General features: G+C 71.7%; 23 protein-coding genes. 3 read left to right on the forward strand and 20 right to left on the reverse strand.

Annotated elements, in window-relative coordinates:
• Positions 1-222 precede the first annotated feature (222 nt).
• From truB to rimP, 7 genes are all read right to left on the reverse strand, one after another.
• Positions 223-1,128: a tRNA pseudouridine(55) synthase TruB gene (truB, locus tag ACWCQM_RS00150; protein ID WP_073745834.1), complete on the reverse strand. Its 906-nt coding sequence runs from the start codon at positions 1,126-1,128 to the stop codon at positions 223-225.
• Positions 1,125-1,586, reverse strand: a complete 462-nt coding sequence (gene rbfA, locus ACWCQM_RS00155) for a 30S ribosome-binding factor RbfA (RefSeq protein ID WP_450913153.1) — start codon at positions 1,584-1,586, stop codon at positions 1,125-1,127. Before rbfA ends, truB begins: the two co-directional genes overlap by 4 nt.
• 26 nt (positions 1,587-1,612) lie before the next feature.
• Positions 1,613-1,909 (reverse strand): DUF503 domain-containing protein, encoded by a 297-nt coding sequence (locus ACWCQM_RS00160; RefSeq protein WP_073745832.1) that lies wholly within the window; start codon positions 1,907-1,909, stop codon positions 1,613-1,615.
• 168 nt (positions 1,910-2,077) lie between these two features.
• Positions 2,078-5,179, reverse strand: coding sequence for a translation initiation factor IF-2 (infB, locus tag ACWCQM_RS00165; protein ID WP_450913154.1), 3,102 nt, complete (start codon positions 5,177-5,179; stop codon positions 2,078-2,080).
• 148 nt (positions 5,180-5,327) lie between these two features.
• Positions 5,328-5,606 (reverse strand): YlxR family protein, encoded by a 279-nt coding sequence (locus ACWCQM_RS00170; protein ID WP_014153747.1) that lies wholly within the window; start codon positions 5,604-5,606, stop codon positions 5,328-5,330.
• A gap of 141 nt (positions 5,607-5,747) precedes the next feature.
• The gene (gene nusA, locus ACWCQM_RS00175) at positions 5,748-6,788 is read right to left on the reverse strand and encodes a transcription termination factor NusA (RefSeq protein ID WP_073745830.1); all 1,041 of its coding nucleotides are present in this window, start codon (positions 6,786-6,788) and stop codon (positions 5,748-5,750) included.
• Between the two features lie 2 nt (positions 6,789-6,790).
• Positions 6,791-7,288, reverse strand: a complete 498-nt coding sequence (rimP, locus tag ACWCQM_RS00180) for a ribosome maturation factor RimP (RefSeq protein ID WP_450913155.1) — start codon at positions 7,286-7,288, stop codon at positions 6,791-6,793.
• Between the two features lie 171 nt (positions 7,289-7,459).
• On the opposite strand from rimP, the gene ACWCQM_RS00185 reads away from it, so the two are divergent.
• Genes ACWCQM_RS00185 through ACWCQM_RS00195 form a run of 3 tightly spaced genes read left to right on the forward strand, consistent with a single transcriptional unit; the run spans position 7,460 to position 9,451 of the window.
• A complete protein-coding gene (locus ACWCQM_RS00185; protein ID WP_450913156.1) occupies positions 7,460-8,002 on the forward strand; it encodes a hypothetical protein in 543 nt (180 codons plus the stop codon).
• Positions 7,999-8,502: a ferritin-like domain-containing protein gene (locus tag ACWCQM_RS00190; protein ID WP_450913157.1), complete on the forward strand. Its 504-nt coding sequence runs from the start codon at positions 7,999-8,001 to the stop codon at positions 8,500-8,502. Before ACWCQM_RS00185 ends, ACWCQM_RS00190 begins: the two co-directional genes overlap by 4 nt.
• A gap of 28 nt (positions 8,503-8,530) precedes the next feature.
• Positions 8,531-9,451: an aminoglycoside phosphotransferase family protein gene (locus tag ACWCQM_RS00195; protein WP_450913158.1), complete on the forward strand. Its 921-nt coding sequence runs from the start codon at positions 8,531-8,533 to the stop codon at positions 9,449-9,451.
• A 114-nt stretch (positions 9,452-9,565) separates the two neighbouring features.
• Here the strand turns inward: ACWCQM_RS00195 and ACWCQM_RS00200 are convergent, their stop codons facing one another.
• The 13 genes from ACWCQM_RS00200 to ACWCQM_RS00260 all read right to left on the reverse strand — a co-directional run bounded on the left by ACWCQM_RS00200 (position 9,566) and on the right by ACWCQM_RS00260 (position 24,665).
• Positions 9,566-11,269 (reverse strand): proline--tRNA ligase, encoded by a 1,704-nt coding sequence (locus ACWCQM_RS00200; protein ID WP_450913159.1) that lies wholly within the window; start codon positions 11,267-11,269, stop codon positions 9,566-9,568.
• Positions 11,270-11,342: 73 nt separating this feature from the next.
• On the reverse strand, positions 11,343-11,918 hold the full coding sequence (locus ACWCQM_RS00205) for a GNAT family N-acetyltransferase (RefSeq protein WP_267080055.1): 576 nt from the start codon (positions 11,916-11,918) through the stop codon (positions 11,343-11,345).
• 29 nt (positions 11,919-11,947) lie between these two features.
• Positions 11,948-12,793, reverse strand: coding sequence for a GNAT family N-acetyltransferase (locus ACWCQM_RS00210; protein ID WP_450913160.1), 846 nt, complete (start codon positions 12,791-12,793; stop codon positions 11,948-11,950).
• A 161-nt stretch (positions 12,794-12,954) separates the two neighbouring features.
• Positions 12,955-14,112: a flavodoxin-dependent (E)-4-hydroxy-3-methylbut-2-enyl-diphosphate synthase gene (ispG, locus tag ACWCQM_RS00215; RefSeq protein WP_073745822.1), complete on the reverse strand. Its 1,158-nt coding sequence runs from the start codon at positions 14,110-14,112 to the stop codon at positions 12,955-12,957.
• Between the two features lie 181 nt (positions 14,113-14,293).
• Positions 14,294-15,604, reverse strand: coding sequence for a M50 family metallopeptidase (locus ACWCQM_RS00220; protein WP_450913161.1), 1,311 nt, complete (start codon positions 15,602-15,604; stop codon positions 14,294-14,296).
• Complete coding sequence (gene dxr / locus ACWCQM_RS00225; protein ID WP_450913162.1) at positions 15,601-16,863, reverse strand: 1-deoxy-D-xylulose-5-phosphate reductoisomerase; 1,263 nt, start codon at positions 16,861-16,863, stop codon at positions 15,601-15,603. The genes ACWCQM_RS00220 and dxr overlap by 4 nt, the downstream gene beginning before the upstream one ends.
• A 52-nt stretch (positions 16,864-16,915) precedes the next feature.
• Complete coding sequence (locus ACWCQM_RS00230) at positions 16,916-17,626, reverse strand: hypothetical protein (RefSeq protein WP_450913163.1); 711 nt, start codon at positions 17,624-17,626, stop codon at positions 16,916-16,918.
• Between the two features lie 138 nt (positions 17,627-17,764).
• Positions 17,765-18,259: a nucleotidyltransferase domain-containing protein gene (locus ACWCQM_RS00235; protein WP_450913164.1), complete on the reverse strand. Its 495-nt coding sequence runs from the start codon at positions 18,257-18,259 to the stop codon at positions 17,765-17,767.
• A 39-nt stretch (positions 18,260-18,298) separates the two neighbouring features.
• Positions 18,299-19,582, reverse strand: coding sequence for a 3-phosphoshikimate 1-carboxyvinyltransferase (aroA, locus tag ACWCQM_RS00240; RefSeq protein WP_450913165.1), 1,284 nt, complete (start codon positions 19,580-19,582; stop codon positions 18,299-18,301).
• A gap of 79 nt (positions 19,583-19,661) precedes the next feature.
• The gene (locus tag ACWCQM_RS00245; RefSeq protein WP_450913166.1) at positions 19,662-21,608 is read right to left on the reverse strand and encodes an acyl-CoA dehydrogenase family protein; all 1,947 of its coding nucleotides are present in this window, start codon (positions 21,606-21,608) and stop codon (positions 19,662-19,664) included.
• 297 nt (positions 21,609-21,905) lie between these two features.
• Positions 21,906-22,130: a hypothetical protein gene (locus ACWCQM_RS00250; RefSeq protein WP_450913167.1), complete on the reverse strand. Its 225-nt coding sequence runs from the start codon at positions 22,128-22,130 to the stop codon at positions 21,906-21,908.
• Positions 22,131-22,298: 168 nt separating this feature from the next.
• Positions 22,299-22,976 carry an HNH endonuclease gene (locus tag ACWCQM_RS00255; RefSeq protein WP_450913168.1) on the reverse strand — a complete coding sequence of 226 codons (678 nt, stop codon included), beginning with the start codon at positions 22,974-22,976 and terminating at the stop codon, positions 22,299-22,301.
• A gap of 243 nt (positions 22,977-23,219) precedes the next feature.
• Positions 23,220-24,665, reverse strand: coding sequence for an aldehyde dehydrogenase family protein (locus ACWCQM_RS00260; protein WP_450913169.1), 1,446 nt, complete (start codon positions 24,663-24,665; stop codon positions 23,220-23,222).
• Positions 24,666-24,668: the final 3 nt, after the last annotated feature.

Consider the following 24,668-nt stretch of genomic DNA (forward strand, 5'->3'; position numbering starts at 1 on the left):
CGGAGGGTTCGCCTGGACAGGGATGGTCGCGGGAGGGGGATCGTGGAGCGGGCGCCGGGGGGAATGCCCGCTCCACGATGGGGCTCGGCGGACGAAGGCCGGCCGGCGGAGAGAGGCCGAGGGACTCTCTCCGGAGCGGACGCGTCGGCGGAGAGAGGCCGAGGGCTCTCCAAGGGGCCGACGCCTCCCGTCCTCGGACCCGACGAGGGCGCGGAGCCCTCGTCAGGCGAAGACGGCGAGGCTCCTGGCCTTGCCCTTCTGCTCCTCGACGAGCACCAGGAACGCCCCGTCGGGCCCGAAGACCCCGACCGGCCCCGGCGGATACGACGGCATGTCCAGCCGCACGCCGTTCAGCAGCAGCTTGGCGCGCTTCTCGTCCACGTCCCAGCGGGGGAACGCCGACGCGGCCGCCTCGGCGACCGGCATCACGGTGAGCTCCTCCTGGTGCTGGTCGAGGGTGCGCGCCGCGTCGAGACCGTACGGGCCGACGCGGGTGCGCCGCAGCGCCGTCAGATGACCGCCGACGCCGAGCCCGGCGCCGAGATCGCGGGCCAGGGCGCGGATGTACGTACCCGAGGAGCACACGACCGAGACGACCAGGTCGACGACCGGGGTGCCGTCCTCGGCGACCGCCTCACGGACGTCGTAGACCCGGAAGGACGAGATGGTCACCGGACGGGCCGGGATCTCGAACTCCTCGCCGCCGCGCACCCGGGCGTAGGACCGCTTGCCGTCGATCTTGATGGCGCTGACCTTGGACGGCACCTGCATGATCGCACCGGTCAGGGCGGCCACCCCGGCGTCGATGCCCTCGCGGGTCACCCCCGAGGCGTCGGTGGACGAGGTGATCTCGCCCTCCGCGTCGTCGGTGACGGTGTCCTGGCCGAGCCGGATCGTCCCCAGGTACTCCTTCTCGGTCAGTGCGAGATGGCCGAGCAGCTTGGTCGCCCGCTCGACACCGAGCACCAGCACGCCGGTCGCCATGGGGTCCAGCGTGCCGGCGTGGCCCACCCGCCGGGTCCGGGCGATGCCGCGCATCTTCGCCACGACGTCGTGCGAAGTGAAGCCGGACGGCTTGTCGACGATGACAAGTCCGTCCGGCGTCCTGTCCTGCTTGTTCTGCGTCATGCGGAAGGCGAGTCCTCGTCGTTCTCGGCGTTCTCGTCCTCCGGCTTGCGGTACGGGTCCGCTTCCCCGGCGTACTTCGCGCCGGAGGATGCCTCCCGGACCTTGGCGTCCGAGGCACGTGCCCGGTCGAGCAGGTCCTCGATCGCCTTGGCGTTGTCCGGGAGGGCGTCGGCCACGAAGGCCAGGGTCGGGGTGAACTTCGTCCCCGCCGCGGCGCCGACCGCCGACCGCAGGATGCCCTTGGCGCTCTCCAGGCCCGCGGCCGCGCTGGCCCGCTCCTCGTCGTCGCCGTAGACCGTGTAGAAGACCGTGGCCTCCCGCAGGTCGCCGGTGACCCGGGTGTCCGTGATGGTCACGTGCGTGCCCAGACGCGGGTCCTTGATACCGCGCTGCAGTTTCTCGGCGACCACCACCTGGATGAGGTCCGCCAGCTTCTTCGCCCGCGCGTTGTCGGCCACTGGTCCGTCTCCTTCTTAAGCCTTGCTCAATCGTCTTCGTCGCTGTGCAGCCGCCGTCGTACGGACAGCAGCTCCACTTCCGGCCGGCCCGCGATCATGCGTTCGCACCGGTCGAGTACGTCTGTGAGGTGCCCGGTGTCCCCGGAGACCACGGCAAGACCGATCTGGGCCCTGCGGTAGAGGTCCTGCCCGCCGGTCTCCGCGACACTCACCGCGAACTTGCGGTGGAGCTCGGCGACGATCGGGCGGACGACGGAGCGTTTCTCCTTCAGCGACCGTACGTCGCCGAGGAGCAGATCGAAGGACAGAGTCCCCACATACATGTGTGTCCGGATGTCCCGCCGGTTCGGGGTCGCGCCCCGCCATCGCTTGGCGGGGACACCCAGAACCGTACACGGAACGGCCGGGGCCGATCGACGGAAATACGACCCGTCGACCGGCCCCGACCGTGGAGGTCAGCCCGGGGGTCGCCCCCCGGGCCTCCCCGTTGATCAGCCTCGCGGCTTCTCGCGCATCTCGTACGTCGCGATGACGTCGTCGATCTTGATGTCGTTGAAGTTTCCGAGGTTGATACCGCCCTCGAAGCCTTCGCGGATCTCGGTGACGTCGTCCTTGAAGCGACGCAGACCGGAGATGTTGAGGTTCTCCGCGATGACCTTGCCATCGCGCAGCAGGCGCGCCTTGGTGTTGCGCTTGACCTCGCCGGAGCGGACCAGCACACCGGCGATGTTGCCCAGCTTGGACGAGCGGAAGATCTCGCGGATCTCCGCCGTGCCGAGCTCGACCTCTTCGTACTCCGGCTTGAGCATGCCCTTGAGGGCCGCTTCGATCTCTTCGATCGCCTGGTAGATGACCGAGTAGTACCGGACGTCCACGCCCTCGCGCTCGGCCATCTGCTCGGCACGCCCTGCGGCGCGCACGTTGAAGCCGATCACGATGGCGTCGGAGCCGGTCGCCAGGTTGATGTCCGACTCGGTGACCGCACCCACACCGCGGTGCAGGACCCGGATGTCGACCTCTTCACCGACGTCGAGCTGGAGCAGCGAGGACTCGAGAGCCTCCACCGAACCGGACGCGTCGCCCTTGATGATGAGGTTGAGCTCCTGGACCAGACCGGCCTTGAGCGCCTCGTCCAGGTTCTCCAGGGAGAACCGGACACCCTTGCGGGCGAAGTTGGCGTTGCGCTCACGGGCGGCACGCTTCTCGGCGATCTGACGGGCCGTACGGTCCTCGTCGACCACCAGGAAGTTGTCGCCGGCACCCGGGACGTTGGTGAGACCCAGCACCAGGACGGGGGTCGAGGGACCCGCTTCCTGGACGTTGTTGCCGTTGTCGTCGAGCATCGCCCGGACACGGCCGTACGCGTCGCCGACGACCATCGTGTCGCCGATGCGCAGCGTTCCGCGCTGGACAAGGACGGTCGAGACGGCACCGCGGCCGCGGTCGAGGTGGGACTCGATCGCGATACCCTGCGCGTCCTGCTCCGGGTTGGCCCGCAGGTCGAGCGAGGCGTCGGCGGTGAGGACGACGGCCTCCAGCAGTGCCTCGATGTTGAGGCCCTGCTTGGCGGAGATGTCGACGAACATCGTGTCGCCGCCGTACTCCTCGGCCACCAGACCGAACTCGGTGAGCTGACCGCGCACCTTGGTCGGGTCGGCACCCTCGACGTCGATCTTGTTGACCGCGACCACGATCGGCACCTCGGCCGCCTTGGCGTGGTTCAGCGCCTCGATCGTCTGGGGCATCACACCGTCGTTCGCCGCCACCACGAGGATCGCGATGTCGGTGGACTTCGCACCACGGGCACGCATGGCGGTGAACGCCTCGTGACCCGGGGTGTCGATGAAGGTGATGCGGCGGTCCTCGCCGTTGACCTCGGAGGAGACCTGGTACGCACCGATGTGCTGCGTGATGCCGCCGGCCTCGCCCGCGACGACGTTCGTCTTGCGGATCGCGTCCAGCAGTCGGGTCTTACCGTGGTCGACGTGACCCATGACGGTCACGACCGGCGGACGGGAGACCAGGGCCTCTTCGCCGCCCTCGTCCTCGCCGAACTCGATGTCGAAGGACTCGAGCAGCTCGCGGTCCTCCTCCTCCGGGCTGACGATCTCCAGGACGTAGTTCATCTCCTCGGCGAGGAGCTTCAGCGTCTCGTCGGAGACCGACTGCGTGGCGGTGACCATCTCGCCGAGGTTCATCATCACGGCGACGAGCGACGCCGGGTTGGCGTTGATCTTCTCCGCGAAGTCGGTCAGGGACGCACCGCGCGACAGCCGGACAGCCTGCCCGTTGCCGCGAGGCAGCATGACGCCGCCCACCGACGGGGCCTGCATGGCCTCGTACTCCTGGCGCCTCTGACGCTTCGACTTGCGGCCACGACGCGCGGGACCACCGGGACGGCCGAACGCACCCTGTGTGCCACCACGGGCACCCGGGCCGCCGGGACGTCCACCGAAGCCGGGACGGCCGCCGAAGCCGCCGCCACCACCGGGACGGCCCGCGCCGCCACCGCCACCGGGACCACCGGGACGGCCGGCGAAGCCGCCACCGCCACCGCCGGGACCGGCCGGACGGCCTGCGAAGCCGCCACCACCGGGACGACCGCCGCCACCGGGACGACCGCCGCCGCCACCGGGACCGCGGCCACCGCCGCCGGGGCCACCACCGGGACGCGGGCCGGCAGCGGGACGCTGCGGCATCATGCCCGGGTTCGGACGGTTACCCGAAGGGGCACCGCCCGGACGGGGAGCCTGCGGACGGGGCATGCCGCCCGGGGAGGGGCGTGCGCCACCCTGGCCCTGGGGACGCGGGGCGCCACCGGGACCACCCTGCGGGCGCGGGGCGCCGGGGCGCTCCTGACCGCCGCCGGGGCGCGGGGCACCGCCGGGACGGGGCGCCTGGGGGCGCGCCATGCCGGTGGAGCCGCCGGAGGTGAAGGGGTTGTTGCCCGGACGGGGACCGGCCGGACGTGCGCCGCCGGGGCGGGGTGCGCCCTGGCCCGCGGGACGTGCGGGACGGTCTCCGCCGCGCTCGCCGCCACGCTCGCCACCGCGGCCACCGTCACGCTGACCGCCGGCCGGAGCCGGACGGGCGGGGCGGGGACCCGGGGTGGCACCCGCGGGACGCGGGGCCTGCTGGGGCGCGGCCGGCTGCTGGGCCGGGGCCGGAGCCGAGAACTCCGCGGCGGGCACCGGGGTGACCGGGGCGGGCTTCGGCGCGGGCTTGGGGCCCGGACGGGGGCCGGCCGACGGCGCGGAGGGCGCCGCGGGGGCGCTGCTCGCCGGGGCCTCGGCAGCGGCCGGCTTGGGGGCCGGGGCGCCGGGCTTCGGGGCAGCGGGACGTGCCGCGGCGGCCGGAGACGGCGCCGCGGGCTTTGCGGGGGCGGCCTTACGAGGCGCGCCAGGCTTCGCAGCGGACTTGCCGGCGTTGCCGCCGGGCCCCTGCAGTGCGTCAGTCAATTTGCGTACAACCGGCGCCTCGATCGTCGAGGACGCCGAACGGACGAATTCACCGAGTTCTTGGAGCTTGGCCATGACGACCTTGCTCTCCACGCCGAACTCCTTGGCGAGTTCGTATACCCGGACCTTAGCCACTTCGCTCCTTTTAGGTCCGGGTTACCGCCGGACCGTCGCTACTTCATGGGCGTACTCATCGCGTACTCATCGAGTGCTCATCGCAATCTCGACCTACTTCCAACTCGCGAGGTACCTGACCGCACGGGGACCCGTGCCGTTCACTTTCTTACGGTGTCACCCGTTCGACGAACCGCTGCAGTGCGGCGGAGTCGAACGGCCCCTTGGCCTTGAAGGCCCGGGGGAACGCCCGGCGGCGGACCGCCAGGTCGAGACATACAGAGGCGGGGTGAACATACGCACCCCGGCCGGGCAGCGTACCGCGTGGATCAGGGACAACTTCACCCTCGTCCACCACGATGCGCAGCAGCTCGCTCTTGGCCGCCCGCTCCCGGCATCCCACACAGGTTCGCTCGGGGCAAGCGCGGGCGTGCGTCCGGCCAGACACGTTTAAGTCTACCTCCCCGCACCGACCTCACCCCTTTGGGGCAAAAATCGAACGGATGTTGTCGTGATCTCAGCGGCATCGCGCCTCGATCTATTCCTTCGTACCCCGTCCTGGCCGCCTGAGCGGCCCGGACGGGTCCGGTCAGCCGCGCTCGGACCGCTCCCGGGCGCGCTCGGCGCGCTCACGGTCGGCGATGTCGCGCTCGGCGTCGGTCTCGGTGTCCGGACGGATGTCGATGCGCCAGCCGGTGAGCCGGGCGGCCAGGCGGGCGTTCTGCCCCTCCTTGCCGATCGCCAGCGACAGCTGGTAGTCCGGCACGGTCACCCGCGCGGAACGCGTACCGAGGTCCACGACCTCGACCTTGCTCACCCGTGCGGGTGACAGCGCGTTGGCGACCATCTCGGCCGGGTCGTCCGACCAGTCCACGATGTCGATCTTCTCTCCGTGCAGCTCGGCCATGACGTTGCGCACACGGCTGCCCATTGGGCCGATGCAGGCGCCCTTGGGGTTGAGCCCGGCGCGGGTGGAGCGCACGGCGATCTTGGTCCGGTGTCCCGCCTCGCGGGCGATGGCCTCGATGACGACCGAGCCGTCGGCGATCTCCGGGACCTCCAGCGCGAAGAGCTTCTTCACGAGGTTGGGGTGGGTGCGCGAGAGCGTCACGGAGGGGCCGCGGACGCCCTTGGCCACCCGGACGACGTAGGTGCGCAGCCGCAGGCCGTGGGTGTACTCCTCGCCCGGCACCTGCTCCTGCACGGGCAGGATCGCTTCCAGCTTGCCGATGTCGACCAGGACGTTCTTCGGGTCCTTGCCCTGCTGGACGAGGCCGGTGACGACGTCACCCTCGTGTCCGGCGTACTCGCCGAACGTCCGGTCGTCCTCGGCGTCGCGCAGGCGCTGCAGGATGACCTGCTTGGCGGTGGTCGCGGCGATACGGCCGAAGCCGGACGGGGTGTCGTCGAACTCCTTGGGCTCCTGGCCCTCCTCGAGGTCGGCCGCCTCCTCCTTCGCCCACACCGTGACGTGGCCGTTGGCGTCCAGCTCGACGCGCGCACGGCGGTGGCTGCCCTCGGTGCGGTGGTACGCGATGAGGAGGGCCGACTCGATCGCCCCGACGAGCACGTCGAAGGGGATCTCCTTGTCCTGCGCCAAGCCCTTCAGAAGCTTCACATCGATGTCCACGGCTACGCCTCCTCTTCCTTCTTGTCCTTGCGGTTGAATTCGATCTCCACGCGCGCCTTGGCGATCTCGTCGAACGCGACACGGCGCGCCGTGGGCTTGCGGCCCTTGACGCCCGGCACTTCGAGATCGAGCCCCTCGTCGTCCACCCCGAGGATGCGGGCCACCAGCTCGCCGCCCTCGCTCAGGGTGAGTCTGGCCAGACGGCCGGTCGCGCGTACGTAGTGGCGGTGCTCGGTCAACGGGCGGTCGGCGCCCGGAGAGCTCACTTCGAGGACGTACTCGCCCTCACCCATGGCGTCGGTCTCGTCCAGCGTCTCCGAGATCGTGCGGCTGAGCTCCGCACAGGTGTCGAGCTCCACGCCGTCCTCGGAATCCACGATGACCCGCAGCACCCGGCGGCGGCCCGCCCGGGACACCTCGATCTCCTCGAGGTCCAGCTCCTTGGCGCTGACGAGTGGCTCCAGCAGTCCGCGCAGCCTGTCGCTCTGGGTGGTGCTCATCCGGGTGACTCCTCGGCCGCGTGTGCTGTTGTGGGGATCGTCGCGTGTCTGGTCAAAGGGTATCCGGTCCGCAGGGGTGTTGCCGTCCGCCTCCCGCCCGGCCGCGGGTACGCTCAGCTCCGGCGATCACTTCAGGTCAGAAACTGTCAAAAACCAGGCTGAAGGAGACAAGTGCGCCGCACGGGGACGACGCGCAGGAGTGCGCTCACCGCCACGGGAGCGTTCGGCCTGGCCGCGGTACTCACAGGCTGCGGGGGCGACGGACCGGCCCCGGGGCGTGACTCCGGGGGCGCGGACGCCCGGACGGCCTCGCTCGGCGGGAGCGCGGCGCTGAGGGCGGCAGCCGCCCGCGCCAGCGTCTCGCTGCTCTCCCGCTACGAACAGGCCGCGGCTGCCCACCCGGTGACGGAGCCCGGGCTCGCGCCCCTGCGGGCCACCGTCCAGCAGCACCTGGCGGCGCTCGGCGGACGGCCGAAGGCGCAGGGCGGCTCGCCCTCCCCCGCCGCGTCCTCCCCCGCCGCACCGGCTCCCGCCTCCGACGCGAAGGCGGCGCTCAAGGAACTGGCGGCCGAGGAGCGCCGGGTGGCCGGCGCCCGCGCCGCCGCCCTGGTGACGGCCGAACCCGAGCTGGCCAGGCTGCTGGCCTCCCTCGCCGCGGCCGGCGCGGCCCACGCGTATCTGCTGACCGAACTGGCCAAGGAGACCCCGGCATGACGGGCAGGGCACAGGAGTCCGACGCCGAAGGCACCGCGGGGACGCTGCGCGCCGCGCAGGCGGCGCTCGCCGCCGAGCACGCGGCCGTGTACGGCTACGGCACGCTCGGCGGCCGGCTGGAGGGCGACCGCCGCCGCGACGCGACGGCCGCGTCCGACGCCCACCGTGCCCGGCGCGACGCGCTGGCGCGGACGGTGCGCGACCTGGGCGGTACGCCCGTGGCAGCGCACCCGGCGTACGCTCTGCCCTTCGCCGTGCACGACCCGGCGACCGCTCTGCGGCTCGCCGCTGTGCTGGAGGACCGGGTCGCGGCCGTGTACTCCGACCTCGTGCGGGCCGCCCGGGGGCCGCTGCGGCAGGATGCCGCGGGCGCGCTCCGGGAGGCAGCGGTGCGCGCGGTCCGCTGGCGCGGCACCGGCGTAGCCTTTCCTGGGCTCACCGAGAGGGCCGCTCCGCCGGAGAACACGGCGGAGGCAGGCGCCACGGGTGTCACGCACTGAGGAAGCTCTGAAAGGGAACAAGGCACGTATGGGTTTCGAACCGCCGCAGCGTCTGGTGCGAGCGCTCGGCGAGACGTACGGGGAAGCCGCCGCCGCCGAATGGCTGGGCAGGCTCCCCGCACTCACCGAGGAAGCGCTGTCCGCAGCCGGCCAGCGGGTCTCCCTCGACCGGGTGGCCGCCCCCGGCGGGCGCAGCAGCCTCGTGCTGCTGGTGCACCGGGCGGACGGCACACCCGCGGTGCTGAAGATCGCTCCTCCCGGGGCCGCGCCCGCGCTGGAGCGGGCGGCCCTCGCGCACTGGAACGGCTGGGGTGCCGTCGAGCTCCTAGCCGGCCCGGACGCCCCGGTGCCCGCCGACGCGCTGCTGCTGGAGCGGCTGCACCAGGAGGTGTCGCTGCGCTCCCTCCCCGAGGCGAAGGCCCTGCTGGAGGCGGCGGGCACGGTACGGCGGCTCTGGGTCGAGCCGCTGGCCGGGCACTCCTTCGAGACCGTCGAGGAGCGCACCGGACGGCAGCTGGAGCCGATGCGGGCCGCCGCGGTGCGGGACCCCGCGCTCGAACCGCTGGTCTCGGCGGCCCTCGCCGCCCGCGAGGAGCTGGTCGCGGACTCCCCCGAACTCTTCCTGCTGCACGGCAACTTCCGGCAGAGCAAGGTGCTGTCGGGCGAGCGTGCCCCGTGGCTGGCGGTCGGTCCCGAGCCGCTGACCGGCGAGCGGGCGTACGACCTGGCGCGGCTGGTGCGTGACCGGGTCGAGGACCTGATCGCCTCGCCCGGAGGGGCCGCGACGGCCCGTCGCCGGATCAAGAAGCTGGCCGACTCGCTGGAGGTGGACCAGGCGCGGCTGCGCGGCTGGACGCTGTTCCGGGCCGTCGAGTCCGGCACGCGCGCGCTGTCGGTGGGACGCACGCAGGACGGCGAACTGTCGCTGGAGTTCGCGGGCTGGCTCTGAGGGCTGTCCCGCCACGGCACCGCGCGCCGGTCCGCGCCCGGTCCGGACCGGCCCCACAGCACGCCGAGGGCCCCGCGCGGCTGCGCGGGACCCTCGGCGTGCTGTCCGGCGGTGTCAGCCCTGCTCGGTGAGGCGGGCGATGGCCTCGTCGACGGTGAGCTCCTCGCGCTCGCCCGTGCGGCGGTCCTTCAGCTCCAGGACGCCCTCGGCCGAACGGCGGCCGGCGACCAGGATCTTCGGGACGCCGATGAGCTCGGAGTCGGTGAACTTGACGCCGGGCGAGACGCCCGCGCGGTCGTCGACCAGGACCCGCAGGCCCGCCGCGTTCAGCTTCTCGGAGACCTCCAGCGCCAGCTCGGTCTGGAGCGCCTTGCCCGCCGCGACGACGTGCACATCGGCCGGGGCGATCTCGCGGGGCCAGCACAGGCCCTTGTCGTCGGCGGTCTGCTCGGCGAGGGCGGCCACCGCGCGGGAGACGCCGATGCCGTACGAGCCCATCGTGACTCGGACGGGCTTGCCCTGCTGGCCGAGGACGTCCAGGGAGAAGATGTCGGCGTACTTGCGGCCGAGCTGGAAGATGTGGCCGATCTCGATGGCCCGGTCCACCTGGAGGCCGGTGCCGCAGTTGGGGCAGGGGTCGCCCGCCTCGACGACGACGACGTCGAGGTAGTCGTCGACCTCGAAGTCGCGGCCCGCGACGACGTTCTTCGCGTGCTTGCCCTCCTTGTTGGCGCCGGTGATCCACGCGGTGCCCGCGGAGACCCGGGGGTCGGCGATGTAGCGGACCTTCTCCAGGCCCTGCGGGCCGACGTAGCCGCGTACGAGGTCGGGGCGGCCCACGAAGTCCTCGGCGGTGACGAGTTCGACGACCGCGGGGGCGAGGTGCTCGCCGAGCTTGCCGAGGTCGACCTCGCGGTCGCCGGGCACTCCCACGGCCACGATCTCGCCGTCGACCTTGACCAGCAGGTTCTTCAGGGTGGCGGAGGCCTCGACGCCGAGGTGCGCGGCGAGGGACTCGATCGTCGGGGTGTCGGGGGTGTCCAGCTCCTCGACGGCGGCGGTCCCGGAGGCGTCGGCGACGGTCGTGACCTTGTACGTCACGGCCTCCGTGTTGGCGGCGTAGTCGCAGTTCGGGCAGTCGACGAAGGTGTCCTCACCGGCGGGCGCGGGGGCGAGGAACTCCTCGGACGCGGAGCCGCCCATGGCGCCGGAGACGGCGGAGACGATGCGGTGGTCGAGGCCGAGGCGCTCGAAGATCCGGATGTAGGCGGCGCGGTGCAGCTGGTACGCCTCGGCCAGGCCCTCGTCGGTGGTGTCGAAGGAGTACGAGTCCTTCATCTGGAACTCGCGGCCGCGCAGCACACCGGCGCGGGGGCGGGCCTCGTCGCGGTACTTGGTCTGGATCTGGTAGAGGATCACGGGCAGGTCCTTGTAGGACGAGCACATGTCCTTGACGACCTGGGTGAAGATCTCCTCGTGGGTGGGGCCGAGGAGGTAGTCGGCACCCTTGCGGTCCTTGAGGCGGAACAGCAGGTCGCCGTACTCGTCGTAACGGCCGCTCGCCTCGTACGCCTCCTTGGGCAGGAGCGCGGGGAGCAGGACCTCCTGGCCGCCGATGGCGTCCATCTCCTCGCGGACGACGCGGGTGATGTTCTCCAGGACCTTCTTGCCGAGCGGCAGCCAGGACCAGATGCCGGCCGCGGTGCGGCGTACGTAACCGGCGCGGACGAGGAGCTTGTGGTTGAGCGTCTCGGCGTCCGCCGGGTCGTCGCGCAGTGTCTTGATCATCAATCGGGACATGCGCTGGACCTGGGCCATGATGAACTCCTGCTCGGAAGGGTGGTGAGCCCGAGGTTAGCCGGGCGGCCCGCGCGGGCGGAAATCCGTTTCGTCAGCCGCGCAGCAGCGGGAGGGGCGCGCCCATGACCGCGTACGGCTTGGGGGCGCTGGGGAACAGCACCTGCCGGGCGAGGTCCCGGTAGCCGAGGGCCCGGTAGAGGCCCCGGGCGGGGCTCTCGGTGTCGATCGCGGAGAGGATGGAACGCGGCTGGTCGACGGCGTCCGTGATGCTCGTGATGAGGCAGCGGCCGATGCCGCGCTGCTGGAACTCCGGGTGGACGTGGAGCTCGGTGATCACGAACGAGTCGTCGAGCCACGCGTCGGACCCGGTGGCACGCAGATAGGGCTCGACGACGGTGGACCACCAGTGCGTACGGCTGTTCGGCAGCCCGTAGACGAATCCCGCGAGCCGTCCGTCGGCGGCGACGGCGCCGAGGGCGCGGGCCTGCGGGTGGTCCAGGTGCCGGAGCACGATATGGCGGCGTACGTCGATCTCGTCCTGGCTGAGGCCGAAGGCGAGGGCCTGCACGGCGAGCGCCTCGTCGACGTGGGCGGCGAGGTCGAGCGGTCCGACCACGATGTCGGGGGTCCCGGAGCCCCAGGGGGACGCGGGCGTTGCTGCTGCCATGCCGGAACCCTACTGGCCGTGCCGTCCGGTCAGAACAGCACGCTCATGAACGCGCCCGTCTCGCGGAAGCCGACACGGCTGTACGCCCTGCGCGCGGCGGTGTTGTAGTCGTTCACGTAGAGGCTGACGACCGGTGCGACGTCCTGGAGGGCGTACCGCAGGACGGCCGCCATGCCGGTCTCGGAGAGGCCGCGGCCCCGGGCCTCGGGGGCGACCCAGACGCCCTGGATCTGGCAGGCGCGGGGGGTGGCGGCGCCGATCTCCGCCTTGAAGAGGACCTTGCCGTTCTCTATGCGGGCGAAGGAGCGGCCGGTGCCGATGAGTTCGGCGACGCGCGCCTGGTAGAGCAGACCGCCGTCGCCGGCCAGCGGGGAGATGCCGACCTCCTCGGTGAACATGGAGACGCAGGCGGGCATGAGGACGTCCATCTCGTCCTTGCGGACCCTGCGCACGAGCGGGTCGGCCGCCACCTCTGCGGAGGGGGCCTCGGTGACCATGAGCGGCTGGTTGGGCCGGACCTCGCGGGCGGGGCCCCAGCTCGGTTCGAGCAGGCGCCACAGCTGGGCGGTGGGGCCCGCGGGGCCGACGATCGAGGAGCAGCGGCGGCCGGCCCTCCGGGCGCGGTCGGCGAAGGCCCTGACGGCCTCGGGGGTGGCGCAGATGGGCACGAGATTGGCGCCGGAGTAGCAGAGCGAGCGCAGTCGGCCGTCGGCGTACCAGCCCCACATCTCGCCGCCGAGGCGCCAGGGATCGAGCCCTGCGACCTGCACACGGGAGGTCACGAACGCGTTGTCCACGGGCTCGCTCTCGAGGATGGCGAGCGCGGCGGGGAGCTCGCCGGGTTCGAGGACCCGGGTAGTGGTCTGCATCAACACTGGGGCCTCACCAAACGGTCTACTGGTTTCCGCACTGTACCCAAGAAGGCTGTGGGGTGCCCCTCGCACGGGGAAGGGAGGGCCGCAGGGGACACGGCTGTGCCCCGCAGGGCAGGCCTGCGGGGCACTGTGGGCCGTGGGCCCGGGGTCCGGCCGGGGGCTCAGCCCGCGATGGAGACCTGGGGCTCGCCCGAGGGGATGCCGTCCTTCTCCATCTGCTCGGCGATCTTCATCGCTTCCTCGATGAGGGTCTCCACGATCTTCGACTCGGGGACGGTCTTGATGACCTCGCCCTTCACGAAGATCTGTCCCTTGCCGTTGCCCGACGCGACACCGAGGTCGGCCTCACGGGCCTCACCCGGACCGTTCACGACGCAGCCCATGACCGCGACGCGCAGCGGGACCTCCATGCCTTCGAGACCGGCACTGACCTGGTCCGCGAGCTTGTAGACGTCCACCTGCGCACGCCCGCACGACGGGCAGGACACGATCTCCAGGCGGCGCTGCTTCAGGTTCAGCGCCTCCAGGATCTGCAGGCCGACCTTGACCTCCTCCGCCGGAGGCGCCGACAGCGAGACACGGATCGTGTCCCCGATGCCCTCCGAGAGCAGCGCGCCGAACGCCACCGCGGACTTGATCGTGCCCTGGAACGCCGGACCCGCCTCCGTCACACCCAGGTGCAGCGGATAATCCGACTGCGCGGCCAGCTGACGGTAGGCGTTCACCATCACGACCGGGTCGTTGTGCTTCACCGAGATCTTGATGTCCCGGAAACCGTGCTCCTCGAACAGCGACGCCTCCCACAGCGCCGACTCCACGAGCGCCTCCGGCGTCGCCTTGCCGTACTTCTTCAGCAGCCGCGCGTCCAGCGAACCCGCGTTCACACCGATCCGGATCGGAGTACCCGCGTCACCCGCGGCCTTCGCGATCTCCTTGACCTTGTCGTCGAACTGCTTGATGTTGCCCGGATTCACCCGCACCGCCGCACAGCCCGCGTCGATCGCCGCGAACACGTACTTCGGCTGGAAATGAATGTCCGCGATCACCGGGATCTGCGACTTCCGCGCGATCGTCGCCAGCGCGTCCGCGTCGTCCTGCGTCGGACACGCCACCCGCACGATCTGACAGCCCGACGCCGTCAGCTCCGCGATCTGCTGCAACGTCGCACCGATGTCCGACGTACGCGTCGTCGTCATCGACTGCACCGACACGGGCGCGTCCCCGCCGACCGCCACGGTGCCGACCTGGATCTGACGGCTGACGCGTCGTTCGGCGAGCTTGGTCGGAACGGCAGGCATTCCGAGAGAAATCGCAGTCATGCGCTGAGCATCCCCAAGGTGTGGATCAGTGTGGATCGAGGTACCGAGAACGGCGGACTCCAGGCTTCGAGGTTACGGCACCGGAGCCGGACGGGCCGCACCCGTGCCGCCAAAACGCCCGTTGGTGGGCGGCCGGACACCGCCTGTGTGGCCGGCCGCCACCCATGGGACGGGTGGGACGTCAGGTGATCTTCACCGGGTTCACGATGTCGGCGACCAGCACCAGCAGCGTGAAGCAGATGAAGATCCCGGCGACCACATAGGCGACGGGCATGAGCTTCGCCACGTCGAAGGGTCCGGGGTCGGGCCGTCTGAAGACCTTGGCCACATTGCGGCGCAGGGATTCCCAGAGCGCGCCCGCGATGTGCCCGCCGTCCAGCGGCAGCAGGGGCAGCATGTTGAAGAGGAACAGGGAGAGGTTGAAGCCGGCCAGCAGGAACAGCATCATCGCGATCTGGTTCTGCGCCGGGACGTCGAGGTTCATCACCTCGCCGCCGATCCGTGCCGCGCCGACCACGCCGACCGGTGAGTCGTCGGCCCGCTCGCCGTCGCCGAACGCCGCGTCGAACAGGTCGGGGATCTTGGAGGGCAGGGCGATGATCGAGTCGACGCCGTTCTCGATCATGTCTCCCATGCGGACGACCGAGTCGCCGAAGGAGAGCGGCAGGATCTCCGTCCTGGCCGCGAAACCGAGATATCCCGCGTTGACGTACTGATCGGGGACGACCTCGCCGTCGGCGTCCTTCTTGGCGACGGCGTTCTTCTTCAGCACGGCGTTCAGGGTCTGTTCCTGGCCGTCGCGCTGCACCGTGATGGTGGCGGGACCGATCGTCCTGCGGATCTGGTCCGAGAGCGTGGCCCAGTCGTCGATCTTCTGCCCGTTGAAGGCGACGATCGTGTCGCCCTCCTTGAGCCCCGCCGCCTTGGCGGGCGAGACCGGGTCGGAGGTCTTGCAGGTGTCGCGGTTCTCGCTCTGCGCGATCACGCACTGCTGGACGCCCGCGACCTCGGTGGTCTGCGTCTGGAAGCCGAAGGTCATGGCCACGCCCATGAAGATCGCGACGGCGAGCACGAGGTTCATGAAGGGCCCGGCGAACATCACGATCACGCGCTTCCACGGCTTGCGCGTGTAGAAGAGCCGCGTCTCGTCGCCCGGTTCGAGCTCCTCGAAGGCCGCGGACCTGGCGTCCTCGATCATGCCGCGCCAGGGAGAGGTGGAACGCGCTTCGATCCGGCCGTCGGGCCCCGGCGGGAACATGCCGATCATGCGGATGTAGCCGCCCGCGGGGATGGCCTTGATGCCGTACTCGGTGTCGCCCTTCTTGCGCGACCAGATCGTCGGGCCGAAGCCGACCATGTACTGGGGCACCCGGATGCCGAAGAGCTTGGCCGTGGACAGGTGGCCCAGTTCGTGCCAGGCGATCGAGAACAGCAGACCCACGGCGAAGATGGCGATCCCCAGGATCGTCATCAGAATCGTCGTCGTACTCATACGTGCGCCTCCGCTGTCGCTTCCGCCGAGAGCTCCCGGGCCCTGGACCGCGCCCAGGCCTCCGCTTCGAGGACGTCCGCGACCGTCAGCGAAGTTCCCGTGGCGGGGGTGCCGTGTTCGGCCACCACCGCTGTGACCGTATCCATGATGCCGTTGAAGGGCAGGCGGCCCGCCAGGAACGCGTCCACGCACTCCTCGTTGGCCGCGTTGAACACGGCGGGTGCCGTGCCGCCCAGCGTGCCCACATGGCGGGCGAGCCCGACGGAGGGGAAGGCCTCGGTGTCGAGCGGGAAGAACTCCCAGCTGGAGGCGGTGGTCCAGTCGAAGGCGGGGGCCGCGTCCGGGATCCTCTCGGGCCAGCCGAGACCGATGGCGATGGGGCCCCGCATGTCGGGCGGGGTCGCCTGGGCGAGGGTGGAGCCGTCGGTGAACTCCACCATGGAGTGAACGTACGACTGGGGGTGGACCACGACCTCGATCCGGTCGAACGGGATGTCGTAGAGAAGGTGTGCCTCGATGACCTCCAGCCCCTTGTTGACCAGGGTCGCGGAGTTGACCGTGATGACCGGTCCCATGGCCCAGGTCGGGTGCGCGAGTGCCTGCTCCCGGGTGACGTCGGCGAGCTCGCCGCGCGTACGTCCGCGGAACGGGCCTCCGGACGCGGTCACGACGAGCTTGCGGACGTCGGCGCGTGTCCCGGCGGCGAGCGCCTGGAAGAGCGCGGCGTGCTCGGAGTCGACCGGGATGATCTGGCCGGGGGCGGCGACGGCCTTCACCAGCGGGCCGCCGACGATCAGCGACTCCTTGTTGGCCAGGGCGAGTGTGCGGCCGGCCTTGAGCGCGGCGAGCGTGGGGGCGAGGCCGATGGAGCCGGTGATCCCGTTCAGCACGGTGTGGCAGTCGCTCGCGGCGAGCTCCGTGGCGGCATCGGGGCCGGCCAGGATCTCCGGGAGCGGCTCCCCCGCCCCGTAGACCTCGCGCAGAGCCTCCCGCAGCGCCGGCACCTTGTCCGCGTCGGCGACGGCGACCGTGCGCACCCGCAGCTGCCGCGCCTGCTCGGCGAGGAGCTGGACCCTGCCGCCCGCGGCGGAGAGCGCGGTGACGCGGAAGCGGCCGGGGTTGCGCAGGACCAGGTCGATGGCCTGGGTGCCGATGGAGCCGGTGGAGCCGAGGATCACCAGATCCCGGCGGCCTACCGCCGCGTCGAAGACACGATGCGGATCGGCGAGGGGTGCGGGGCTGTCGCTCATGACCCCCATTGTTGCCGCATCCGCTGTGTGCGCTGACAGTGCGCCCCCGTCGGGGCGCGCCTCAGGCCTGCCCGGCACGGAATTTCTTCCACTGGGCGGCCGTGACGGCGTCCGGGATGCCTCCGAAGTCGGTGGTGCCGAGGACCTCGCCCCGGAAGGCGAGGGTGGTCGAGCCGGACCGTACGACGGTGAGGTACTCGTGGAGCTTCAGCTTCCCCTTCACGTCGAGGATGGTGAAGCGGTAGGCCTTCACCTCGTCGGCCTCGTCCGCGAAGGCGGGCGGTGTGACGGGTTCGACCTTCTCGTACGTCCCGCGGGCGAACGCCCGCTCCTCGGTGAGACCCCCGGCGCACTCCTCGCCCGCCCTGCCGAGCGAGGCCATGGCCTTCGCCGCCCCGTCGCCGGCGTAGGAGCGCAGGGTCACGTCGACGGTGACACCCCGTAGGTCCGTGGGCTTGTCGACCTTGCGCTGCACCTGGGCGGTGGGCTCGTGGCCGCTGACGTCACCGGCGAGGCTGACGAGCGGCTGGCAGACGGCCGGGGTGGCGGTGTAGGCGTCGCCGATCGGTCCGTCCAGCGTGTACTCGGACGCGGTGAACTCACCGACGCGCTCCCCGTCGGTGAAGGCCACCGCGGTGAGCTGCGCCTCGTCGAGCCCGCCGGCCGGGGAGGCCGGCCGGGAGGCAGCGGGGCTCTTCCCCGCCGTCCCCTTGCCGTCCGCCGGCTTCTCGTCGGCCCCCTCGCCGCATCCGGTGAGGACCGCGAGAGCCATCGCCGCACACCCCACAGCCACGGCACCCCGCCGGCCGGCCGCCCCGTACACCCCGAACATCCCTGCCCCTGTCTCCCGTTGACGAGCCGCGCCCGGTGTCCGTACGTGGCCGAGGCTCGATTGTGCGGCATCCGCCGCTCAGAAACTCGTCTCGATGCCGAACTTCTCCCTCAGCCGCCGCATGTCCGCCACATCGCGCGCGGCCGGTTCGTAGCCCTGGTGGAACAGCGCCTGCCGTTCGGCGGAGAGGCAGCGCACGGTGGTCGTCCCGATGGTGCCCGTGACGAAGCAGGCCGCCGGGTAGCGGAAGGGTTCCCCGGGGTCGAACGAGGACTGGACGGCCGAACCGTCGGCGGCGAACTCCAGCGGGTGCAGGTCGATCTCCGGCCCGGAGAGGTGGCTGAGCACGAAGCGGACGGGACGCTGGTCCAGCGTCTCGGTGTATCCGGCCGACTCCAGGGCCGCCACGACGGCGGCCTCCTGCTCGCGGACGTGCAGGAGGTCGAGATCGCGGTGCTCGCGTGTCTCCGCGCCGAGGAGGGCGTCGATGCCCCAGCCCCCGGCGATCACCACATCGGTGCCCGCCGCGCGCAGCAGGGCGAGGACGGACAGGACGTCGTCACGGGACATCATGCGGATGAAACTAGTGCGGGCCGGTACCGGAGCGCGCGGTCATTCCCCCGCGGAGCTCCGCTCCACGAACGCGGCGAACTCCTCGTGGAAACGGGGGAAGGTCTTCCGCACGCAGCCCGGGTCGTCGTAGCTCATGCCGGGCGTGCGCAGGCCCGTGACCGCGAAGGACATCACGATGCGGTGGTCGCCGTGGGTGGCGATCCGGGTGGGGCGCGGGGTGCCGGGGTGGATCTCGATCCAGTCGGGTCCGGTGCGCACGGTGATCCCCATGGCCCGCAGGTTCTCCGCGCAGGCCTCCAGCCGGTCGCACTCCTTCACCCGGGTGTTGGCGACGTCCTCGATGCGCACGGGCGAGGTGGCGAACGGCGCGATGGCGGCGAGGGTGGGCATCGTGTCGGAGATGTCGCGCATGTTCACCGTGAGGCCGGAGAGCCGCCCGGAGGACCGTACGGTCGTGGAGTCTGCGGTCGTACGGACGTCGGCGCCCATGCGGCGCAGCACGTCGGTGAAGCGCAGGTCGCCCTGGAGCGCGTCGGCGCCGAGGCCGGGGACGGTGACCTCGCGGCCGGTGAGGGCGGCGGCGGCGAAGAAGTAGCTCGCGGTGGAGGCGTCGGGCTCGATGGCGTACGTGGTGGCGCGGTAGCCGCCACTGGGGCCTCCCCTGCCCGAGCGAAGCCGAGAGCTTGGGGAAGGGACGGTGAAGGTGTTCCCCTCGCGGGTGACCTCGACACCGAAGCTGCGCATCATCGCGAGGGTGATCTCGATGTACGGCGCCGAGACGAGCTCGGTGACGTCGATGCGGAGGCCCTCGGCGGTGAGCGGACCGAGCATCAGGAGGGCCGTGAGGTACTGGGACGACTCCCCGGCGTCCAGGGTGAGTTCGCCTCCCTTGACGCCCGACGCCTCGATGGTGAGCGGGTGGTGGCCCTCGGCTCCCTCGTGGCGCAGGTCGACGCCGAGGGTGCGGAGCGCCTCGGTGAGCGGGGCAAGGGGGCGGCGGCGCATCTGCGCGGAGGCGTCGAAGCGGTAGGTGCCGCCGGCCGCGGCGGCGGCGAGCGTCGGCAGGAAGCGCGCGGTGGTGGCCCCGTCGCGGCAGTGGACCTCGGCCTCGGTGACGGAGGGGCCGGAGGGGCGTCCCTCGATGTGCCATCGTCCGGGCTCGCGCGTCACCCCGTATCCGAGGCGGGCCAGCCCTTCGGTGAACCCCTCGGTGTCGTCCGAGTGCAGGGGCCTCAGGAGGGTGGTGGTGCCGTCCGCCGCGGCGGCCAGGAACAGGGCGCGGGCGGTGATGGACTTGGAGCCGGGGATGTCGATGACGGTCACGGGCATCCATTTTGCCCTGCGCCCGGCGTGCCCGCGGGACGCGTCCAGGCAGTGGACGCGTCCCGCGGGGTGGCCGGGTTCAGCGGACGGAACGGTGGACGTTCTCGCCGGTGGCCGGGCCGGGGGTGGCGTCGGCGATCCAGGGGCCGTCGCCGCTGGGGTCGATGACGCCTTCCTCCAGCCAGGTGTAGGTGCCGGAGAGGACACCGTCGACGACGCGCCTGTCGATGTCGTCGGTGTTGGACCAGAGCCGGCCGAACAGTTCCTCGACCCGGATGCGGGACTGGCGGCAGAACACGTCGGCGAGCTGGTACGCCTCGCGGCCGTGGTCGCCGTCGACCCGCAGGTGCTCGGCCCGGACGCAGGCCGCGCTCATCGCGAAGAGTTCGGCGCCGATGTCGACGATCCTGCCGAGGAAGCCCTGCTTGGTCTCCATGCGGCCCTGCCAGCGGGACATCGCGTAGAAGGTGGAGCGGGCCAGCTTGCGGGAGGCGCGCTCGACGTACCGCAGGTGGGTGGAGAGGTCGGGGTGCCCGGGGACACGGAACTCGCCGTAGGCACTGGGCCGCTGGCCGGGGCCGCTGACCAGCTTGGGGAGCCAGCGGGCGTAGAACCCGGCGGCGTTGGCGCCTGCCCGTGCCTTGTCGGAGAGCGGCTTGTCGGGGTCGATGATGTCGCCCGCGACCTTGAGGTGGGCGTCGACGGCCTCGCGGGCGATCAGCAGGTGCATGATCTCCGTGGAGCCCTCGAAGATCCGGTTGATCCGCATGTCGCGGAGCATCTGCTCGGCGGGGACGGCGCGTTCGCCGCGGGCGGCGAGCGAGGCGGCGGTCTCGAAGCCGCGTCCGCCACGGATCTGGACGAGTTCGTCGGAGATCAGCCAGCCCATCTCGGAGCCGTACAGCTTGGCGAGGGCGGCCTCGATGCGAATGTCGTTGCGGCTCTCGTCGGCCATCTGCGAGGAGAGGTCCACGACCGCTTCGAGGGCGAAGGTGGTGGCGGCGATGAAGGAGATCTTCGCGCCGACCGCCTCGTGGCGGGCGACGGCCCTGCCCCACTGCTCGCGGACGGCCGACCATTCGCGGGCGATCTTCAGCGACCACTTCCCCACGCCGACGCACATGGCCGGCAGCGAGAGCCGGCCGGTGTTGAGCGTGGTGAGGGCGATCTTGAGACCGGCGCCCTCGGGGCCGATCCGGTTGGCCGCGGGGACGCGGACCTGGTGGAAGCGGGTCACGCCGTTCTCGATGCCGCGCAGGCCCATGAAGGCGTTGCGGTGCTCCACGGTGATGCCCGGGGAGTCGGCCTCGACGACGAAGGCGGTGATGCCGCCCTTGTGGCCCTCGGACTCCGGGACACGGGCCATGACGACGAGCAGGTCGGCGACGACGCCGTTGGTCGTCCAGAGCTTCACACCGTCCAGGACGTAGTCGTCCCCGTCGGGCACGGCCGCCGTCGCGAGCCGGGCCGGGTCGGACCCGACGTCGGGCTCGGTGAGGAGGAACGCGGAGATGTCCGTGCGCGCGAGGCGGGGCAGGAAGGCGTCCTTCTGCTCCTGCGTGCCGAACATCTTCAGCGGCTGCGGTACGCCGATGGACTGGTGGGCGGAGAGCAGCGCGCCGATCGAGGGGTTCGCCGAACCGGCCAGCGCGAGCGCCTTGTTGTAGTACACCTGCGTCAGGCCGAGGCCGCCGTACTTGGTCTCGATCTTCATGCCGAGTGCGCCGAGCTCCTTGAGGCCCTCGATCACCTCGTCGGGGATCTTCGCCTCGCGCTCGATGAGTGCGCCGTCGACCCGGTTCTCGCAGAAGTCGCGCAGCCGGGCGAGGAAGGCCTCGCCGCGCCGTACGTCGTCCGGGGCGGGCTGGGGATGGGGGTGGATCAGGTCGAGCCGGAAGCGTCCGAGGAAGAGTTCCTTGGCGAAACTCGGCTTGCGCCAGTCCTGTTCGCGGGCGGCCTCGGCCACCTGCCGGGCTTCGCGCTCGGTGACCTTGGGGGCCTGGGGGATGTCGGATGGGGCGGACATGAGGAGCTCACCTCGCCGCGAGTCGGGATATGGGTCGGGCCGTACGCGTGCCGATCGGTGTCACTTGTCCGTATCTACCCGATCCGCACAACCCCCACCACCTCTGCGGCGGCTCCGGGACGGTCCGCGCCGGCGGCCGGGGCCCGGGACGGTGGCCCCGCCCGTTCCCCGGCACGGCGGGAACCGCTGCGCCGGTCGGGCGACCTCGCCGCCGCCGCCCGCCGCCCCGGAGGACCGGTCCCCCGGTGCGGCGTGCGGCGGCGCCGGGGCACGTGAGCGCCTGCCCGGTCCTCGCCCTCAGTCGAAGACGTAGGTGGTGCCGAGGACCGCCGCGTGCTCCAGCACGTCCTCCAGGGGATCGTCGATCTGCCCTGTCTGGATGAGGCCCACTCGGGGCGCGTTGTGGGAATGGTTGTGCGTCTCGTCGGCGTGGGCCGCCCCGGCGGACAGCCCGAGGGCCATCAGAGCGGCGCCGCACGCGGCGGAGCCTCGGAACAGTGACGGCGTCCGGTATGACTTCACGCTGTGACCTCGTCTTCTTCTCATCGGATGTGTCCGTCCGCTCGCCTCAACCGCTGAACGGGCCCCAGGTCACGCAAGATCATCCGTCGGTGGACGGATCGCCTCGCTCGCGTGCCCGTCCCGGGCTCCGGCCGGTTGTGCGTGTCCCGGCCGTGGCCGGGCGGCGGGCTACGGAGCCGGCGTGTACTGGACCACGACGTCCTCGCAGGGGCCTTCGGCGAGCACCTTCAGCGCCTCCATCTCCGTGTTGTCGGCGGTGAGCTGCCAGCGGAGCTTCGTCGCCACCCACTCGCCGGCGTAGCGGCAGTGGGCCTCCGGCACCGGTGGCAGCCAGTCCGCGGGGCCCCGGTCCGCCCTCTGCCGGTTCGTGCGAGCGGTCACCGCGGCCAGCGACGCCGCCGCCCCCTGGTCGTTCGCGTACGCCTCGCGCCGGGCGGCGGTCCACGCCGACGCGCCGGAGCCCCACGCCTCCACCGGGGGCACCGTGTGGATCACGTCCACGGCCGAGGAGCCGGTCACCTTCTGGCCGTCGTGGTACGAGACCCACGCCCCGCCGGTCAGCGTGCATCCGGCCCCCACGGCGGGGGCCTCGACCGCCTCGGAGAGCAGCACCTCGTTCCGGGTGTCGCAGCCGTCGGAGGGGAGGTCACCCTCCGTCCAGTGCTTGAAGGCGGACGGCGTCCAGCCGGTGCGGTTCTCCTCGACGACCTTCACCAGGCCGACGGCGTCGGCGAGCGTGGTCACGACGGCGGGCCCCGGGGCGGGGGCGGCCTGCGCCGGGGCGCCGGCGACGAGAGGGACCAGGGCGAGGGCGGGCACGGAGCCGCGCAGGAGGTTCTTGATCACCTTCGCGTTCTACCGGCCTGGAGGCCCCCGCCGGACGACCGGCGGCCCTCCCTCACCCGCACGGGCGTGGACGTTCACCGCAGGAACGATTCGCGCTCGCGGGCGGCAGCGGTGGACGACAGCGCGGACCGCACCTGAAGGCCCGCCGGGGCGGCAGGGGGCCCGGCCCGGTGCGGGGAAAACGACAGAACCGGTCTGAGCCCCCGCACAGTGGGCTCAGGCCGGTTCTGTGGGCGCCGTGGACTACAGGGCCAGGCCGGTGAGGACGAGCACCCGCTCGTAGGTGTAGTCGTCCATGGCGTAGCGGACGCCCTCGCGGCCCACTCCGGACTGCTTGGCGCCGCCGTAGGGCATCTGGTCGGCGCGGTAGGAGGGCACGTCGCCGATGATCACGCCGCCCACCTCCAGGGCGCGGTGGGCGCGGAAGGCGGTCTGGAGGTCGTGGGTGAAGACACCTGCCTGGAGGCCGTACTTGGAGGAGTTGACGGCGGCGAAGGCCTCGGCCTCTCCGTCGGTCCTCTGCACGTACAGGACCGGGCCGAAGATCTCCTCGCAGGCGAGCGTCGTGGTGTCCGGGAGGTCGGTGAGGACCGTCGGGGCGTAAGTGGCCCCGTCGCGCTTGCCGCCGGTCAGCAGCGTCGCTCCGGCGGTGACGGCCTCGTCGACCCAGGACTCGACCCGGCGGGCGGCGTCCTCGCTGACCAGGGGGCCGACGTCGGTGGCCGCGTCGGAGGGGTCGCCGGTCACCAGGGCCTCGACGGCCGCGACGATCTTCGGGACGAGCCGGTCGTACACCGAGGCGTCCGCGATGACGCGCTGCACCGAGATGCAGGACTGGCCGCCCTGGTAGTTGGAGAAGGTCGCGATGCGGGTCGCGGCCCAGTCCAGGTCCTCCTCGGAGGACCAGTCGCCGAGGACGACGGCCGCGCCGTTGCCGCCGAGCTCCAGGGTGCAGTGCTTGCGCGGCACCGACTCCATGATCGAGTAGCCGACCGGCCCGGATCCGGTGAAGGAGATGACCGGCAGCCGCTCGTCCTGGACCAGCGCGGGCATCTTGTCGTTGGGGACGGTCAGCACGGACCAGGAGCCCGCCGGGAGGTCCGTCTCGGCCAGCAGCTCGCCCAGGATCAGGGACGAGATCGGGGTGGCCGGGGCGGGCTTGAGGATGATCGGGGCGCCGACGGCGATGGCCGGGGCCACCTTGTGGGCGCTCAGGTTGAGCGGGAAGTTGAAGGGTGCGATGCCGAGGACGGGCCCGCGCGGGAAGCGCCGGGTCAGTCCGAGGCGGCCGGTGCCGCCGGCGTCCGTGTCCAGTCGCTGGGCGTCTCCGCCGTTGAAGCGGCGGGCCTCCTCGGCGGCGAAGCGGAAGACGGAGACGGCGCGGCCGACCTCGCCGCGGGCCCACTTGATGGGCTTGCCGTTCTCGGCGGAGATCAGCTGGGCGATCTCCTCGGTGCGCTCGGTGAGGCGGCGTACGACGTGGTCGAGGGCGGCGACCCGCACGTGCGCGGGGGTCGCGGCGAACTCCTCGCGCACGGCGTACGCGGCGGCGACGGCCTCCTCGACCTGGGCGTCGGTCGGCACGGCGACCGTACCGACGAGACGGCCGTCGTACGGGTTGGTGACGTCGAAGCTGTCCTCGCCGGTGGCCTGGCGGCCGGCCAGCCAGAAGGCGTGGGTGGAAGTCATGGC

The organism is Streptomyces sp. NPDC002125 (genome assembly GCF_053593715.1).

Excerpts from the sequence above, each read along its gene's own strand:
- truB (WP_073745834.1), bottom strand. The coding sequence starts at position 1,128 with ATGACGCAGAACAAGCAGGACAGGACGCCGGACGGACTTGTCATCGTC.
- ACWCQM_RS00160 (WP_073745832.1), bottom strand. The coding sequence starts at position 1,909 with ATGTATGTGGGGACTCTGTCCTTCGATCTGCTCCTCGGCGACGTACGG.
- rimP (WP_450913155.1), bottom strand. The coding sequence starts at position 7,288 with ATGAGCACCACCCAGAGCGACAGGCTGCGCGGACTGCTGGAGCCACTC.
- ACWCQM_RS00190 (WP_450913157.1), top strand. The coding sequence starts at position 7,999 with ATGACGGGCAGGGCACAGGAGTCCGACGCCGAAGGCACCGCGGGGACG.
- ACWCQM_RS00195 (WP_450913158.1), top strand. The coding sequence starts at position 8,531 with ATGGGTTTCGAACCGCCGCAGCGTCTGGTGCGAGCGCTCGGCGAGACG.
- ACWCQM_RS00200 (WP_450913159.1), bottom strand. The coding sequence starts at position 11,269 with ATGGCCCAGGTCCAGCGCATGTCCCGATTGATGATCAAGACACTGCGC.
- ACWCQM_RS00205 (WP_267080055.1), bottom strand. The coding sequence starts at position 11,918 with ATGGCAGCAGCAACGCCCGCGTCCCCCTGGGGCTCCGGGACCCCCGAC.
- ispG (WP_073745822.1), bottom strand. The coding sequence starts at position 14,112 with ATGACTGCGATTTCTCTCGGAATGCCTGCCGTTCCGACCAAGCTCGCC.
- ACWCQM_RS00220 (WP_450913161.1), bottom strand. The coding sequence starts at position 15,604 with ATGAGTACGACGACGATTCTGATGACGATCCTGGGGATCGCCATCTTC.
- dxr (WP_450913162.1), bottom strand. The coding sequence starts at position 16,863 with ATGGGGGTCATGAGCGACAGCCCCGCACCCCTCGCCGATCCGCATCGT.
- ACWCQM_RS00230 (WP_450913163.1), bottom strand. The coding sequence starts at position 17,626 with ATGGCTCTCGCGGTCCTCACCGGATGCGGCGAGGGGGCCGACGAGAAG.
- ACWCQM_RS00235 (WP_450913164.1), bottom strand. The coding sequence starts at position 18,259 with ATGATGTCCCGTGACGACGTCCTGTCCGTCCTCGCCCTGCTGCGCGCG.
- ACWCQM_RS00245 (WP_450913166.1), bottom strand. The coding sequence starts at position 21,608 with ATGTCCGCCCCATCCGACATCCCCCAGGCCCCCAAGGTCACCGAGCGC.
- ACWCQM_RS00260 (WP_450913169.1), bottom strand. The coding sequence starts at position 24,665 with ATGACTTCCACCCACGCCTTCTGGCTGGCCGGCCGCCAGGCCACCGGC.